Annotated in this window: 13 protein-coding genes; 8 read left to right on the top strand and 5 right to left on the bottom strand. The window is 64.0% G+C overall.

From position 1 onward, the window contains the following. Positions 1 to 51: 51 nt before the first annotated feature. A complete protein-coding gene (locus tag XH92_RS29760; protein ID WP_194455304.1) occupies positions 52 to 2,655 on the top strand; it encodes an MASE1 domain-containing protein in 2,604 nt (867 codons plus the stop codon). A gap of 215 nt (positions 2,656 to 2,870) precedes the next feature. Here XH92_RS29760 and frc read toward each other — a convergent pair whose 3' ends face one another. The 3 genes from frc to XH92_RS29745 all read right to left on the bottom strand — a co-directional run bounded on the left by frc (position 2,871) and on the right by XH92_RS29745 (position 6,724). Beyond that, the gene (gene frc / locus XH92_RS29755) at positions 2,871 to 4,148 is read right to left on the bottom strand and encodes a formyl-CoA transferase (RefSeq protein WP_050423978.1); all 1,278 of its coding nucleotides are present in this window, start codon (positions 4,146 to 4,148) and stop codon (positions 2,871 to 2,873) included. 60 nt (positions 4,149 to 4,208) lie between these two features. After that, positions 4,209 to 5,939: an oxalyl-CoA decarboxylase gene (gene oxc, locus XH92_RS29750; RefSeq protein WP_194455303.1), complete on the bottom strand. Its 1,731-nt coding sequence runs from the start codon at positions 5,937 to 5,939 to the stop codon at positions 4,209 to 4,211. Between the two features lie 89 nt (positions 5,940 to 6,028). Further along, on the bottom strand, positions 6,029 to 6,724 hold the full coding sequence (locus tag XH92_RS29745) for a GntR family transcriptional regulator (RefSeq protein WP_050387017.1): 696 nt from the start codon (positions 6,722 to 6,724) through the stop codon (positions 6,029 to 6,031). A gap of 217 nt (positions 6,725 to 6,941) precedes the next feature. Between XH92_RS29745 and XH92_RS29740 the strand changes: the two genes are divergently transcribed. From XH92_RS29740 to XH92_RS29715, 6 genes are all read left to right on the top strand, one after another. After that, positions 6,942 to 9,071 carry an acetate--CoA ligase family protein gene (locus XH92_RS29740; protein WP_194455302.1) on the top strand — a complete coding sequence of 710 codons (2,130 nt, stop codon included), beginning with the start codon at positions 6,942 to 6,944 and terminating at the stop codon, positions 9,069 to 9,071. 174 nt (positions 9,072 to 9,245) lie between these two features. Continuing rightward, positions 9,246 to 10,043: a sterol desaturase family protein gene (locus XH92_RS29735; RefSeq protein ID WP_194455301.1), complete on the top strand. Its 798-nt coding sequence runs from the start codon at positions 9,246 to 9,248 to the stop codon at positions 10,041 to 10,043. After that, positions 10,030 to 10,407, top strand: coding sequence for a hypothetical protein (locus XH92_RS29730; protein ID WP_194455300.1), 378 nt, complete (start codon positions 10,030 to 10,032; stop codon positions 10,405 to 10,407). Before XH92_RS29735 ends, XH92_RS29730 begins: the two co-directional genes overlap by 14 nt. Before the next feature lie 12 nt (positions 10,408 to 10,419). Beyond that, positions 10,420 to 10,617: a hypothetical protein gene (locus XH92_RS29725; RefSeq protein ID WP_024579640.1), complete on the top strand. Its 198-nt coding sequence runs from the start codon at positions 10,420 to 10,422 to the stop codon at positions 10,615 to 10,617. Positions 10,618 to 10,645: 28 nt separating this feature from the next. Further along, on the top strand, positions 10,646 to 10,954 hold the full coding sequence (locus tag XH92_RS29720; protein ID WP_194461480.1) for a DUF6166 domain-containing protein: 309 nt from the start codon (positions 10,646 to 10,648) through the stop codon (positions 10,952 to 10,954). 35 nt (positions 10,955 to 10,989) lie between these two features. Next, the gene (locus XH92_RS29715) at positions 10,990 to 12,099 is read left to right on the top strand and encodes a Zn-dependent alcohol dehydrogenase (protein WP_194455299.1); all 1,110 of its coding nucleotides are present in this window, start codon (positions 10,990 to 10,992) and stop codon (positions 12,097 to 12,099) included. Positions 12,100 to 12,105: 6 nt separating this feature from the next. Here XH92_RS29715 and XH92_RS29710 read toward each other — a convergent pair whose 3' ends face one another. Beyond that, positions 12,106 to 12,864, bottom strand: coding sequence for a GntR family transcriptional regulator (locus XH92_RS29710; RefSeq protein WP_194455298.1), 759 nt, complete (start codon positions 12,862 to 12,864; stop codon positions 12,106 to 12,108). Positions 12,865 to 12,980: 116 nt separating this feature from the next. After that, positions 12,981 to 14,393 (bottom strand): MFS transporter, encoded by a 1,413-nt coding sequence (locus XH92_RS29705; RefSeq protein ID WP_194455297.1) that lies wholly within the window; start codon positions 14,391 to 14,393, stop codon positions 12,981 to 12,983. 363 nt (positions 14,394 to 14,756) lie between these two features. Here XH92_RS29705 and XH92_RS29700 point away from each other — a divergent pair, with 363 nt between their 5' ends. Next, on the top strand, positions 14,757 to 15,164 hold the full coding sequence (locus XH92_RS29700) for a hypothetical protein (RefSeq protein WP_194455296.1): 408 nt from the start codon (positions 14,757 to 14,759) through the stop codon (positions 15,162 to 15,164). Positions 15,165 to 15,307: the final 143 nt, after the last annotated feature.

Genomic DNA, 15,307 nt, shown 5'->3' with positions numbered 1-15,307 from the left:
TTGGTCAAAACTGCATCCGCATTCTTGAGATGCCCACTGCAAAGGCTCGCGATGGAAAGGGCAACGTTCGCCAAGGCCGGGATTTTCGCTTTTGGCGACGCGCGGAGCGTTGCGACCTACGCGGTCGAATTCCTGATAGTTGCCGCAATTTATGCTGGTCTTGCCGAAACCGCGCGATTCCTTCCCGCAATAAATCCAACCGCGACACCGCTATGGCCACCAACCGGGGTTGCGCTCGCGCTGGTGCTGCTGCGCGGCTACCGGATCTGGCCCGCGATCCTGGCGGGGGCACTCGCTCCTTACCTCATGGCCGACCGATCGCTCCTCGAGATCGGCGCCGCCGGGATCGGCAGCGTCCTTGCCGCATGTGCCGGGACATGGCTGATCGGCCGCTGGTCGAACGGCCGGGAGACCTTTGCCACACCATCCGGTGTCGCAAAGTTTGCAATCACTTCCCTTGCGCCGACCACGATGATCAGTTCGGCCATCGCCTTGGCCGGCTTCACGCTCGCCAACGAATCGAGCTTTTCCGATTCCGTCGTCGCCGGGTTGACCTGGTGGCTTGCGGACACCGCCGGGGCCCTGGTGATTGCTCCGGTCATCGTGCTCTGGGCGACGATGCCCTTACGCATTGCTTCCAAATGGACTCTGTTGGAGTCGATCGCGGTCGCTGCTCTCGCCGCCATCGTCGGGCTCGCTGCTTACAGCCCGCTGATCGGTAGCGATCTCGTCAGCAACAGCCTCGACGTGTTGCTGCCACATCGGAGCCTTCTGGGCTTTCTGGTTCTACTGCCCTTGATCTGGGCCGGTCTGCGCGGCGATCGATGCACCGTGGCGACGGCCGCGTTGATTTTCATCGGAACTGCCGTGTGGGGGGTCTCGGTCGGGAATGATCCATTTCCGAAAATCGATCCGAACGGAGCCCTGTTATCCCTGTTCGTGCTTTCGATCCTCGTATCGGCGCCTCCTCTTGCCCTGGCCGCGGCAACCGCGACGCGCCAGGCCAGAGAAGCCCATTTGCTTTCTGTCCAGGGCCAGCTGAACGGTCAACTTGAACGCAAAGCGTTGGCGCTCGACAACATTAGACGGCACTTCCAGACCCTCATCGAAGGCGTTGTGGACTACGCAATTTTTGCGCTTGATCGAGAAGGACACGTGACGAGCTGGAATAGCACCGCTCAAAAGATCATCGGCTACAGTTCGGAAGAAATCATAGGCAAGCACTTCGGGATATTCTATCGGCCGGATGAGCGCCGCGCGGGTTCACCGACACACGCGCTGGAATCGGCAATCGAAAGCGGCAAGTATGAGGTAGAGGGTTGGCGTATCAGGAAGAATGGTACGCCATTTTTCATCACGGGCTCAGTCTCTTCGAGCCACGATGACGCAGGAAATCTGATCGGCTTTATCAGTATCCTGCGCGATGCGACGGAGCGCCGTGACGCGGAGGAGAAGCTGGTCCAGGCGCGCGAACAACTCGCGATGTCTCAGAAGATGGAGGCAATCGGCAAGCTGACGGGCGGGATTGCGCACGACTTCAACAACCTATTGATGATCATCGGAGGCAGTGCCCAGATATTTCAACGCCTGCTTGATCCAAAACTGCCAAAGGCCATCGAAGCCATACAAACCGCGGCCAAACGCGGCGAAAGTCTCACGCGCCAATTGTTGACGTTCTCTCGTCACCAGCATCTCAGCCCGACGGTCGTTGATCTGAACGCGTCGATCAAGAACATGCGGACCATGATTGAGAGCTCGCTGCGCGGGAACATCGTGTACAACGAAAACGTTGGCGACGATGTTTCGCCGGTCAAGGTTGACCTCGCGGAGCTGGAGCTTGCGATCGTCAACATCGCCGTCAATGCGCGAGATGCGATGACGAGCGGCGGCACATTCACGTTATCCGTCCACGCGGTGACGGCAGGGCAGGAAGCCGGCGGCGATCGCCGCGGGAAGGCCTTCTTTGCGATAGCTCTTGGCGATACGGGCACCGGTATTCCGCCAAATCTTCTGTCCAAGATGTTCGATCCGTTTTTCACGACCAAGGAGGTCGGAAAGGGGACCGGGCTCGGTTTGTCCCAGGTCTATGGTTTTGCGCACCAGGCGGGCGGAACGGTGACGGCAGACAGCAAGGTTGGACAAGGAACAACGATTACAATCTATCTGCCGTCTTGTGCGGACGAGCAGATCACCAGCAAGGAGCTCGCCGCTGCGCGGGCAAGGCCAAGGCAGCCGCCGCGGCAGACGGTTCTCGTTGTCGATGACAGCCCCGAGGTGGCGGATGTGACATCCTCGCTGTTCGAGCATCTGGGTTATGAAACCATCTATCGAGATTCGGCCGAAGCTGCGTTGAAACTGCTCGATACCGGTACAAGGATCGATCTCGTCTTCAGCGATATCGTCATGCCGGGGACCATCGACGGCGTCGGGCTCGCGAGAGAAGTTCGGTCGCGCTACCCCGGTTTGCCGATAGCCCTTACGACCGGATACAGCGACGCCGCAAAAGCAGCTCCGCCAAGTCTAAAAATACTCCGCAAGCCGTTCGATACCGAGGCACTCAGAGACTTTATCCAGGATCTTGCGCCGCCGAGATCGACGCGCTCATCCGGCATACCTTTGGCGTCAGGCGCGGCCGACGCCGCGCGCAGAAATTGACCGGTCGCACCATCGCGGGCAGTGCCCGGCGGTGCCGGCGGATGATCGAACGGGCTATTGTCGCAGAAGCTGGATGGGCTGTCCGCATCTCGCCCTGGGCGAACACGAGGCATCGAGCTCACCAATGTCGGCTATTGATGCGGCGGGCAGACCAGCCCAAACAAAAATGGCCGCGGTTTCCCGCGGCCATTTGTCGTTTTGATTGAGCGCTGCCTTTACTCCGCCGCCTGCTTGCGCGGCGGGTCGAGCGCGCCGGAGTCGTGGATCTCGGCGACCTGGTGATCGCTGAAGCCGAGCACCTCGCGCAGGATCTCGTCGGTGTGCTCGCCGAGCAGCGGCGAGCGCTGAACGTCGCTCGGCGAATCCGACAGCTTGATCGGGTTGCCGACCGAGACGTACTTGCCGCGGGTCGGGTGATCGACCTCGACCACGGTGCCGGTGGCGCGCAGCGACTGGTCTTCGGCGATCTCCTTCATCGACAGGATCGGACCGCAGGGGATGTCGTCCTTGTTGAGGATTTCCATCGCCTCGAACTTGGTCTTGGTCATCGTCCACTGCTCGATGCGGGCGAAGATCTCGTTGAGCCGCGGCAGCCGGGCCGGCGGCTTGGCGTAGTTCGGATCGGTCTTCCAGGTCGGTTCGCCGATCACGTCGCAGATCTTCTCCCAGACCGGAGCCTGGGTGATGAAGTAGATGTAGGCGTTCGGGTCGGTCTCCCAGCCCTTGCACTTCAGGATGCGGCCGGGCTGGCCGCCGCCGGAATCGTTGCCGGCGCGCGGCACGGCATCGCCGAACGGAATGCCTTCGCCGAACTGGCTGTATTCCTTGAGCGGGCCGTGGGCGAGGCGCTGCTGGTCGCGCAGCTTGACGCGGGCGAGGTTGAGCACGCCGTCCTGCATCGCCGCGGTGACGCGCTGGCCCTGGCCCGAATGGGTGCGCTGGTAGAGCGCGGTGACGATGCCGAGCGCGAGATGCAAGCCGGTGCCGCTGTCGCCGATCTGCGCGCCGGTGACCAGCGGCAGGCCGTCGCGGAAGCCGGTGGTCGAGGCGGCGCCGCCGGTGCACTGCGCGACGTTCTCGTAGACCTTGCAATCCTCATACGGGCCGGGGCCGAAACCCTTGATCGAGGCGACGATCATCTTCGGGTTGATGGCGTGGATCTTCTCCCAGGGGAAGCCCATGCGATCGAGCACGCCGGGGCCGAAATTCTCGACCAGCACGTCGCACTGCTTGATCAGCGCGGTCAACACTTCCTTGCCCTTCGGGTTCTTGGTGTCGAGCGTGATCGAGCGCTTGTTGTGGTTCAGCATGGTGAAATACAGGCTGTCCACGTTCGGGATATCCTGCAGCTGGCCACGTGTGATGTCGCCGACGCCGGGACGCTCGACCTTGATCACGTCGGCGCCGAACCAGGCCAGCAATTGCGTGCAGGTCGGACCCGACTGGACGTGGGTGAAATCGAGAATGCGAACGCCCTTGAGCGCCTTGGTCATAATGTATGCTCCGTACTCTTTATGCCCCTGCACCCGCAGGGAGTGATTGGGGTTAGGGGGTTACTTCTTCTTCAGAACGCTCTGGGGATTGAGGTTGCCGATGCGGCCGCTCTCCGAGCCTGCCGCCGGATCGATCACCGCGTTGATCAAGGTCGGCTTGCCGGAATCCAGCGCCGCATTGACCGCGCGCTTCAGCTCGTCGGGCGAAGTGGCGTTGACGCCGACGCCGCCGAAGGCTTCCATCATCTTGTCGTAGCGCGAGCCCTTGACGAACACGGTGGTCGCCGGATCGTCGCCCGCGCTGTTGACGTCGGTGCCGCGATAGATGCCGTCATTGTTGAAGATCACGACGCAGATCGGCAGCTTGTAGCGGCAGATGGTCTCGACCTCCATGCCCGAGAAGCCGAACGCGCTGTCGCCTTCGACCGCGAGCACGGGCAGGCCGGTCTCGACCGCGGCCGCGATCGAATAGCCCATGCCGATGCCCATCACGCCCCAGGTGCCGACGTCGAGCCGCTTGCGCGGCTTGTGCATGTCGACGACGCCGCGGGCGAGGTCGAGCGTGTTGGCGCCCTCGTTGACGAAGATGGTGTCCGGACGTTCCGCGATGATGGCGCGGAGCGCGCCGAGCGCACCGTGATAATCCATCGGCGAGGCGTTGCTCATCAGCTTCGGCGCCATCTTGGCGACGTTGTCGTCGCGCTTCTTGGCTACGGTCGCGAGCCAGTCGCTCGGTGCGGCCGACCAGTTCGCGCCCATCGCATCGAGGAACGCGGACACGCAGGAGCCGATATCGCCGACCACGGGGGCGACGATCTCGACGTTGGAATCCATTTCCTTCGGCTCGATGTCGACCTGGATGAACTTCTTCGGAGCTTCACCCCATGTCTTGCCCTTGCCGTGCGAGAGCAGCCAGTTGAGGCGGGCGCCGATCAGCATGACGACGTCGGCTTCCTTCAGCACGGTCGAGCGCGCAGCACCCGCGCACTGCGGATGCAGATCGGGCAGCAGGCCCTTGGCCATGCTCATCGGCAGGAACGGCACGCCGCTCTTCTCGACGAAAGTCTTGATCGCCTCGTCGGCCTGCGCATAGGCCGCGCCCTTGCCGAGGATGATCAGCGGGCGTTTTGCGTTCTTCAAAACCTCGAGCGCGCGCTTGACTGATGACGGGGAGGGGATCTGCTCGGGCGCCGCGTCGATCACCTTGACCAGCGACTTCTCGCCGGCCGCAGCGTCCATGACCTGGCCGAACAGCTTTGCGGGCAGATCGAGATAGACGCCGCCCGGACGGCCCGACACCGCGGCGCGGATCGCGCGCGCAAGGCCGATGCCGATGTCCTGGGCGTGCAACACGCGGAACGCCGCCTTGCACAGCGGCTTGGCGATCGCGAGCTGGTCCATCTCCTCATAGTCGCCCTGCTGCAGGTCGACGATCTCGCGCTCGGACGAGCCCGAGATCAGGATCATCGGGAAGCAGTTGGTGGTGGCGTGGGCGAGCGCCGTGAGGCCGTTGAGGAAGCCGGGCGCCGAGACCGTGAGGCAGACGCCGGGACGCTTGGTCAGGAAGCCGGCGATCGAGGCCGCGTAGCCGGCATTCTGTTCGTGGCGGAACGAGAGCACGCGAATGCCCGCCGCCTGGGCCATGCGGCCCAGGTCCGTGATCGGGATACCCGGCACGCCGTAGACGGTGTCGATGCCGTTGAGCTTGAGCGCGTCGATGACGAGATGGAAGCCATCGGTCAATTCTTGCTCGGTGCCCGGTGCCTCGGACTTGGTGGCGGTATTCAGCATCGGCATCGTCTCCCTGATCGTTCTTTGTTCGGACGATCTGATTGTCGTCTGAAGCGGGTGTGGACTCTCAAACTTACGTGAACAGCTCTCTACGTGAACAACTCTTGGCCGTGCGCCTCGACATAGGCGGCAAGGCCGAGCGTGTGATCGCGCGCGCGCTTCTCGGCGAGCTCGGTGTCGCGCGCTTCCAGTGCCTCGATGATCCCGAGATGCTCGGGCAGCGAGGTCGCGGTGCGGTCCTTGCGGCCGATCGTGAGCTGGCGATAGCCGCGCACATGCAGCAGCAGGTCATTGGTGAGGTCGACCAGCACAGGCGATTCCGACAGTGAGATCAGCGCCTGGTGGAAGGCGATGTTGGCCTTGGAATATTCCTCGACGTGATCCTGCGGCAGGCGATCGTCGCTGAAGTCCTTGAAGAAGTCGCGCAGCGCCGAGATGTCCTTCTTGCGCGCGGTGGTCGTGATCAGGCGCGCCGCCATGCTCTCCAGTGCCGCCCAGGCGCGGATCATGTCGACGATCTCCGCCTTGGTGCGGCGGACAACGACGATGCCGCGGCGCGGCACGGTCTTCACGAATCCGTCCTGCTCGAGCATCGCGATCGCTTCGCGGATCGGCGTGCGGCTGACGCCGAGGCGCTCGGACAATGCGCGTTCGTCGAGCATCACGGGCTCCGGCGTCGCGTAGATGTCCATCTTCAGGATTGCTTCCTTCAAGGCCTCATAGGCCTTGTTCTTGAAGCTCGTCTCCGGGGCGATCCGGACGATGGCGATATCTGTGTCAGCCATGGTGGGCGACGCCTTGGTCTGTTTCGGTTCTGGCACGACTCGTCTCCTCCTCTTGGAGACGTCTTCTTAGCAGAAGAAATTACCTTAGATTTTTGGCATGCCAAATACCAGAATGTCAAGCTGCCCATATTTTTCGGTATTTTTGATCGTCGACCGACCTTGACAATTACGTTTTTGGCATACCAAATGCCACGAAATCTGTCCCAGGAGGAAGCCAATGTCAAATTCGAAGGATGCGGTCCGCAAAATTCTCGATGCGGTCAGGGCCGACAAGCGCACGAGCCTCACCGCGCCCGAAGGCAAGGTGGTTTGCGACGCCTACGGCATTCCGGTGCCGAAGGAAGGCGTTGCCAAGTCGGCCGCCGAGGCCGCCCGGATCGCCTCCGACATGGGTTTCCCTGTTGTGATGAAGATCGTCTCGCCCGACATCCTCCATAAGACCGAGGCCGGTGGCGTCGTGGTCGGCGTCAAGAGCGCCGCCGACGCCGAGAAGAGCTACGAGACCATTCTCGCCAACGCCAAGAAATATAAGGCCGATGCCAAGATCGAGGGCATCCAGGTCCAGCAGATGCTGGGCGGCGGCACCGAGGTGATCGTCGGCTCGATCACCGATGGCTCGTTCGGCAAGCTGGTCGCCTTCGGTCTCGGCGGCGTGCTGGTCGAAATCCTCAAGGACATCACCTTCCGCCTCGCGCCCGCGACCAAGGACGACGCGCTGTCGATGCTCGACGGCATCCAGGCGCATGAAATGCTGAAGGGCGTGCGCGGCGGTGATCCGGTCAACCGCGAGGCGCTCGCCGACGTCATCGTCAAGGTGTCGCAGCTGGTCAGCGATTTCCCCGAGATCGTCGAGCTCGACCTCAATCCGGTGTTCGCCACCAGCAAGAACGCGATCGCGGCCGACGTCCGCATCGTAGTCGACTTCGACTACAAGCCGCGCCCGGCGCCGCGTCCGACCGAAGAGATCGTCGCCGCGATGAGCCGCATAATGCAGCCGAAGGGCGTTGCCGTGATCGGCGCCTCGGCCGAGGACGGCAAGATCGGCAACTCCGTGATGAAGAACCTCATCAACGGCGGCTACAAGGGCGAGATCTATCCGATCCACCCGAAGGCCGCGGAGATTCTCGGCTACAAGGCCTACAAGAGCGTCAAGGACGTGCCCGGCGTGATCGACACGGCGGTGTTCGCGATCCCCGCGAAGTTCGTCGCCGGCGCGCTCGCCGAATGCGGCGAGAAGAAAATCCCCGGCGCCGTGCTGATTCCCTCGGGCTTCGCCGAAGCCGGCGCGCCCGAATTGCAGGCCGAGATCGTCGAGGTCGGCAAGAAGTACAACATCCGCCTGATGGGGCCGAACATCTATGGCTTCTACTACACGCCGGCCAATCTCTGCGCCACGTTCTGCACCGCCTATGATGTCAAGGGCCATGCCGCGCTGTCGTCGCAGTCGGGCGGCATCGGCATGGCGATCATCGGCTTCTCGCGCTCGGCCAAGATGGGCGTGTCGGCGATCGTCGGCCTCGGCAACAAGTCCGACATCGACGAGGACGATCTGCTCGCCTTCTTCGAGCAGGACCCCAACACCAACCTGATCGCGCAGCACTGCGAGGACCTGAAGGACGGCCGTGCCTTCGCGGAGGCCGCCAAGCGCGTCTCCAAGAAGAAGCCGGTGGTCGTGCTGAAGGCCGGCCGCACCTCGGCGGGTGCGAAGGCAGCCTCGTCGCACACCGGAGCGCTCGCCGGCAACGACAAGATCTACGAGGACGTGTTCAAGCAGTCCGGCGTGATCCGCGCGCGCTCGCTCCGGCAGCTGCTCGAGTTCGCCCGCGGCGTGCCGGTGCTGCCGACGCCGAAGGGCGAGAACGTCCTGATCATCACCGGCGCCGGCGGCTCCGGCGTGCTGCTCTCCGACTCCGTGGTCGACAACGGCCTGTCGCTGATGCAGATGCCGCCGGATCTCGATGCGGCGTTCCGCAAATTCATCCCGCCGTTCGGCGCGGCTGGAAATCCTGTGGATATCACCGGCGGCGAGCCGCCGATCACCTACGTCAACACCGTGAAGCTCGGTCTCTCCGATGAGCGCATCCACGCGCTGATCCTCGGCTACTGGCACACCATCGTGACGCCGCCGATGGTGTTCGCCCGCAACATGGTCGAGGTGAAGAAGGAGATGGAGGCCAAGGGCTTCGTCAAGCCGATCGTGGCCTCGCTCGCCGGCGACGTCGAGGTCGAGGAAGCCGCCGAATATCTCTACCAGAACGGCATTCCGGCCTATGCTTATTCGACCGAGCTGCCGGTCGAGGTGCTGGGCGCCAAGTACAAGTGGGCCCGCGGCGCGGGACTGCTCTGATCGCCTGATCCTTCGAAGACCACAGGCCGCCTCGGACATCGTCCGGGGCGGCTTTTTTGTTGGGCCCCTATCTGGCCTTGCCGCCGAGGTCGGCGGGAAGGGGCGTAAGGCGGCTTGCCTTTGGTGTCTGATGTGCTACTGATATGTCAGATAACGAACGACGGAGGATCCGCGATGGAGTTGGCTGCAACAGGGATGACCGACCGCCAGCGCAAATATCGCGCGACCTACCGCGAGCGCGTGGTGGGCTGGTACAATGGCTGGCTGCATGTCGTGCTGATCTACACGATCGGCTTCACGGCGCTGTACGTCTATCTGGCCAATGTGCACGACGTGAGATGGTGGGAGTACCTCACCATCCCGGTGGTGTTCCTGATTGCGAATTTCTTCGAATGGGCGGTGCATCGCTTCGTCATGCACAGGCCCTCGAATGTGCCGCTGCTGCGCGCGATCTACAGCCGCCACACGCTGATGCATCATCAGTTCTTCACCGAGGAGGAGATGCGCTTCGCCGATCACCACGACTGGCGCGTCACTTTCTTCCCGCCCTATGCGCTCGTGGTGTTCACCCTGATGTCGATCCCGCCGGCGATCGCCGCCGGGCTCGTGATCTCGGCCAATACCGGTTGGCTTTTGATCACCACGACCACGTCGATGTACCTGATCTACGAATTCATGCACTTCTGCTGCCACGTCGAGGAAAATGCCTTCGTGCGCAACATGCCGTTCGTCAACACCATCCGCCGGCATCATACCGCCCATCACAACCAGTCGATCATGATGGAGCGGAACATGAACCTGACCTTCCCGGTGATGGACTATGTGTTCGGCACCTCCGATCTCAATCGCGGCCTGCTTGGCCACGTCTTCAACGGCTACAGCACGCGCTACGTGAAGACCGACATGCGACGGACGGTGCGGACGCCGCGGGTCGTGGTGAAGGAGCAATCGGTGCCGCATGCCGCAGCTTGAACCCAATCTCGCCGGCCTCGCCTGGTTCGGCCTATTGTGGAGCGTGTGCTGCATCGGCTTCCTGCAACTGGCCGGGATGTATCCGCTGCGCGGACGCGCAATTCTGCCGGTGACGATGACCACCGTATTGTGGGCGATGTTGCTCGCCGGCACGCTGGTATTCGCCTTGGTCGAGCTGCGCTGGACCACCGTCGTCGTCGTGGGTGGGGTGCTGTTTCTGTTCCTGCCCGGGCTGTTTCAGGCGCTGCCGGAATGGTGGCGCGACGGGCGCGCGGGATTGCGGCTCTCCTGTTGCGCCATGATCGCGGCACTCGCGCTGCTGGTCGGCGTAGCGGCGCCGTCGTTCCACATCTGGATGACCTAAAGGGAGGTCTCGATGCCGAGCCACATCAAGCTCATGCTGTCGCTGGCGTGCCTCGCCACGGCGGCCTGCGGATATTTCTTCATGGTCTATCTCGGACAGCAGGGACCGAGCTACGCGGTCGCCTTCCTTGGCGTGTTCGCCACGGTCGCGATGTGGATATTCCCCGAGGTCGTCAAGAAGGACCTCAAGATGCGACCGCCGGGATCGTGACATGATGCTGCAGCAGAGGGAGATTCCGATGGCGAGCTATGCCGGGGACCGCACCATCGACGGCATTTCCGTGCTGGTCGACGGCGAGCCGCTGTCACCGCATTACGACCAGCTTCGTCTCACCGAGCACGGTTTTGAGTGGAGCTACGAAGGGCCCGAGCCGGCACAACTGGCCTTCGCGCTGCTCTATGATCATCTGCACGACGCGACTGCGGCCAAGGCGCTGCACCAGAGCTTTATGCAGCGCGTCGTCGCCAATTTCGGCAACGAATGGGAACTCACCTCGGCCGATCTCGACGAGGCGGTCGCGGCGCTGCGGTCCGGACAAACGGCCTGACGCCTCCCTGATTTCTCCGACAGAGAACCTTTGAGATGACCCTGACCTGTCGCGCGGCGGTGCTGCATCGAAGCGGAACGCCGCTCTCCATCGAGCGCGTTTCGCTTGCACCACCGATGCCGACCGACGTCGTGGTGAAGGTGCGTGCCGCTGGGCTCTGTCACACCGATCTGGAGGTGATCGACGGATCGCTGCGCTATCCCTTGCCGATGATCCTCGGGCACGAGGCGGCCGGCGTGGTCGAGGAGGTCGGCAGCGCGGTGCGCGACATCAGCGCCGGCGATCACGTCATCCTGTCCTGGAATCCGCATTGTGGGCACTGCTTCCACTGCGACCGCGGGCAGCCGATCCTGTGCGAGACCTATCTCGCAAGGGGCGCGGAAGGCGCGCATTTCGACGGCGCGTCGAAGGCGCAGCTTATGGTCGGTGGCAGCCTGGCGCATCTGATCTTCCTCGGCGCGTTTTCGGAATATGTCGTGCTGCCGGCGCAGCAGGCGATCGCCGTGCCCAAGGACATTCCGTTCGATCGTGCCTGCCTGATCGGCTGCGGCGTCATGACCGGCGTTGGCGCCGCGCTGAACATAGCCGACATCGGCCATGGGGATACCGTGATGGTCACCGGCTGCGGCGCGGTCGGGCTGGCGGCGGTGCAGGGCGCACGGCTCGCTGGCGCCGGTGCTGTTATCGCGGTCGATCTCGATGATGCAAAGCTTGCGCTGGCGCGGCAGCTCGGTGCGACGCATGCCGTCAACGCGGCGCGCGAGGATCCGGTCCAGTTCGCCAAGGAAGCAACGCGCGGGCGGGGGGCCGACGTCATCCTCGAGGCGGCGGGCCATCCCACGGCGTTCCGGCAGACCGCGGAAGCGGTGCGGCCGGGCGGCGAAGTGATCTGGCTCGGCAAGATCGACGTCACGCAGGACGTCAGCTTCCGCTGGGGCGCGCTGATGGGCGAGAAGCGGTTTCGCCGCTCGAGCTATGGCGGCGCCCGGCCGCGACGCGACTTCCCGTTGCTGGCGCAGGCCTATCTCGATGGCCGGCTCAAGCTCGACGAACTGATCACTGGCCGCTGCAGCCTCGATGCCATCAATGACGGCTTCGAGGCGTTGCGGCGCGGCCGCTCGATCCGCACGGTCGTCGAGTTCTGAGAGCTGTTACAGCGTCGAACGCGCAAAGCTCTCGATGTAGTCGATCAGGCTGTCGGAGGCAGCGCCGGCGGCGTCGACGCGGCGCTCGGCAACGGCTTCGGCGACGTCGGCATGCAGCCGCGCCGCCAGCGGCAGATCGGCCGCTTCCTTGTAATGCTGGTACCAGAACCGGCGCGACAGGCCGTGCATCAGGCCCATCGCGCGGGAGGCGAACTCGTTGCGCGATGCCGCCGAGATCAGCGTGTTGAACTGGTGATCCAGCCTCATGAACAGCAGATCGTCGGATTTTTCCGACGCGCGCCGCATGCCGGCGGCGATCTCGGTGAACTGCGCGCGTTGCTCGGTGGTGGCGCGCTCGGCGGCGCCGCGCGCCATCAGCCGTTCCAGCTCGCGCCGCACCTCGAGCAGGCGGAGCTGGGCCCGCAGGTCGATCTCGGACACCAGCACGCCGCGGCGGGCCAGGATGTTGACGAGACCGTCGCGCGACAGCCGCTGCAGGGCCTCGCGGATCGGGGTTCGGCCGATGTCGAGCCGCTTGGCGAGCACGAGCTCGGAGAGCGCGGTGCCGGGCGGCAATTGCAGCGTCACGATCAGCTCTTCCAGCTCGGCATAGGCGCGATCGGTGAGGGTGACGTCGCCTTGCGGGAGAAGAGCCTGCACGGCGGCGCGCGGCTTGCCGGCGGCGGCGGACGATTGCCGTGCCGACCGGCGGCTTCCTGCTGCGTGGGCGCGCACCGTACTGGATCGTTTGCTCGAATCGGCCATCGGGATCTTGTGTGCTGCTGTACGGCAGATATCTCACACGCCGCGATGGCACTGACAAGGCCGCTCGGTCGGCGCCACACCGAATCCGGCCGCGCGCAGCGAACTGCGGCGCATCATCAGTGCGAAATACTCTCCAGCGTCCGTCCGCGGGTTTCCTCGCCGAGCAACAGCACCGCCAGTGCCGCCACCACGAATGCGCCGGCGCCGAGCGCGAACACGCCGCTCTGTCCCGCCGCCGGCAGGATCACGCCGATCACATAAGGGCCGATCAGCGAACCGATTCGGCCGACCGCGGAGGCAAAACCGGTTCCGGTGGCCCGGACATGGGTCGGGTACAGTTCGGGCGTATAGGCGTAGAGCGCCGACCACATGCCGAACAGGAAGAACTGCATGCAGAGGCCGGCGATGATGAGCTGGGTCTGGTCCGCAGCCGAGCCGTAGAAGTGGCAGGCGATCGCGCCGCAGAGCAGGTTCATCACCAGCGTCGCCTTGCGGCCCCAGGATTCGACGAGCCACGCCGAGACCAGGAAGCCGGGGATGCCCGCGAGCGAGATCAGGATGGTGTAGAACACCGACTTGGTGATCGGAAATCCCTTGGCCTGCAGCAGCGCGCCGAGCCACGTGGTCAGGCCATAGAAGCCGAGCAGCGCGAAGAACCACAAGGTCCACAACATCGTGGTCCGCTTGGCGTAGATGCCAGAGAACAGCGTCCTCAAGCCGGTCACTTCGGATGCGGGCGCGGCGGCCTGGCGCACGACCGGCGGCAGGTCCTTGCCGCCCACGCGATCGCGGACCCTGCTTTCGATGTCGCGCACGGTGGCTTCGGCCCGCTCGGAATAGCCGCGGGAGGCGAGCCAGCGCGGTGATTCCGGAACGTAGCGCCGCACTACCAGCACGAACACGGCCGGGATCGCCTGCATAATGAAGACCCAGCGCCAGTCGGCGGCCTGCAGCACGAAGTAGGTCAACAGCCCCGACGCGATGAAGCCGAGCGGCCAAAACCCTTCGAGGAACGCGATGTAGCGGCCGCGGTTGCTGGCCGGCATGATCTCCGACACCATCGACTGCGCGACCGGAAACTCCATGCCCATGCCGAAGCCGAGCAGCAGGCGGGATGCGCCGAGCGCGGTCGCCGTGGTCGAGAGACCGCAGCACAGGCTGCCCAAGCCCCAGAAGATCATGCTGACCTGGAAGACGCGGGCGCGGCCGAACCGGTCGGCGAGCAGGCCGGCGGACGCGGCGCCGACGAACATGCCGAGGAAGCTCATGCTGGACAGCAGCCCGGCTTCCGCCGTCGACAGGCCGAAGGTCTGGCGGATCGAGCCGAGCACGAACGTGAGGGCGGCAAGGTCCATGCTGTCGAAGAACCACGCGGTTGCGATGATTCCGAAGATCCAGCGTTGGTAGGAGGTCAGCGGCAGGCGCTCGAGCCGCGCCGCGATGTCGGCGACCTGCTGCGCCTGCGCGGTGCGCGCGACGGCGGCCGGAGCCCGGCTTCCGGCCGATGCAGTGACGTCGGAAATGGTCATGCTGTCCTCCCCAAGTGGACGTTGCCGGGCTCTTGTCGGCCCGTTCTATAAAATGTCACACGGATGGCAGTGATATGTCAATTGGTGATCACACGCGGATAGGTCGTGCGAACCCGCCTGCGACGCCGGACGGGGCCGGGGACAAATCGGCGCGGGACGAGGCCTTCTGTAATCGGATCGGGGTTCAATGCCGCTTTGGCTGTCTTGCGAAGCGGCATCAAAGCCCGGTTAACGGCATCCGAGAAATCGGGGCCTGTCCGATAATCCGGCTTTAATGGGGGCCGACTAAAGGTCTCGTGATGGCAACGTGCTGGATGCCGGGAGGCATCCGATGTTGGGTCCGGAGGAGGCGTTTTCCGCATCATGTCAGTTCAGGTCGATTTGGATTTTGCGAGCGACGATCGCGCGAGGGCGCAGATCGGCGCGGCGGTGAGCTATCTGCTCAGGGACGCGACCGGCGCCGCGCGTGAGCATGCCGTCGAGATGATCGTCGAGATGGTGCGCGATGTCGCAAGCCGGCCGGCCGGTCTCGAAGCGGCGTCCCTTCAGCCGCTCATGAGCGGCGTCACCTATCGGGATTTCGTCATCGATGCCTACCGGCGCGATGTCGATCGCTGGCGCGCGACGATCCGCCGGTCGAACGGCAAGAAGATCCGGATCGCTTCTCCGCCTTCGGTGCGCGACGAGGCGACGACCACGGCGGATGCGATCACTGCCGAGAAGGCCATCGAGTTCGCCAGGCGGGCGATCGATCTCGGCGAGGTGATCTGACCCGCACTGTCGTTCGCCGCCGTGGCGGCGAAGGTCCGTCCGGTGGCCACTTGGTCTATGCCTGGGACGCGCGATGTGCTCCGATGCGGCGGCCTGCGCCGATTCCGGAACCGTCCGCGGAATCCTTGATCCATCGTTCCCAG

It is taken from the genome of Bradyrhizobium sp. CCBAU 53421 (assembly GCF_015291625.1).
GTDB lineage: Bacteria > Pseudomonadota > Alphaproteobacteria > Rhizobiales > Xanthobacteraceae > Bradyrhizobium.
The sequence above is the reverse complement of the archived record's forward strand: the minus strand, read 5'-3'. Positions and strand labels throughout refer to the sequence as shown.

Bases quoted from the DNA above. Each gene is read 5' to 3' on its own strand.
- XH92_RS29760 (WP_194455304.1), top strand. From the start codon at position 52: ATGGAAAGGGCAACGTTCGCCAAGGCCGGGATTTTCGCTTTTGGCGAC.
- frc (WP_050423978.1), bottom strand. From the start codon at position 4,148: ATGACCAAGGCGCTCAAGGGCGTTCGCATTCTCGATTTCACCCACGTC.
- oxc (WP_194455303.1), bottom strand. From the start codon at position 5,939: ATGCTGAATACCGCCACCAAGTCCGAGGCACCGGGCACCGAGCAAGAA.
- XH92_RS29745 (WP_050387017.1), bottom strand. From the start codon at position 6,724: ATGGCTGACACAGATATCGCCATCGTCCGGATCGCCCCGGAGACGAGC.
- XH92_RS29740 (WP_194455302.1), top strand. From the start codon at position 6,942: ATGTCAAATTCGAAGGATGCGGTCCGCAAAATTCTCGATGCGGTCAGG.
- XH92_RS29735 (WP_194455301.1), top strand. From the start codon at position 9,246: ATGGAGTTGGCTGCAACAGGGATGACCGACCGCCAGCGCAAATATCGC.
- XH92_RS29730 (WP_194455300.1), top strand. From the start codon at position 10,030: ATGCCGCAGCTTGAACCCAATCTCGCCGGCCTCGCCTGGTTCGGCCTA.
- XH92_RS29725 (WP_024579640.1), top strand. From the start codon at position 10,420: ATGCCGAGCCACATCAAGCTCATGCTGTCGCTGGCGTGCCTCGCCACG.
- XH92_RS29720 (WP_194461480.1), top strand. From the start codon at position 10,646: ATGGCGAGCTATGCCGGGGACCGCACCATCGACGGCATTTCCGTGCTG.
- XH92_RS29715 (WP_194455299.1), top strand. From the start codon at position 10,990: ATGACCCTGACCTGTCGCGCGGCGGTGCTGCATCGAAGCGGAACGCCG.
- XH92_RS29710 (WP_194455298.1), bottom strand. From the start codon at position 12,864: ATGGCCGATTCGAGCAAACGATCCAGTACGGTGCGCGCCCACGCAGCA.
- XH92_RS29705 (WP_194455297.1), bottom strand. From the start codon at position 14,393: ATGACCATTTCCGACGTCACTGCATCGGCCGGAAGCCGGGCTCCGGCC.
- XH92_RS29700 (WP_194455296.1), top strand. From the start codon at position 14,757: ATGTCAGTTCAGGTCGATTTGGATTTTGCGAGCGACGATCGCGCGAGG.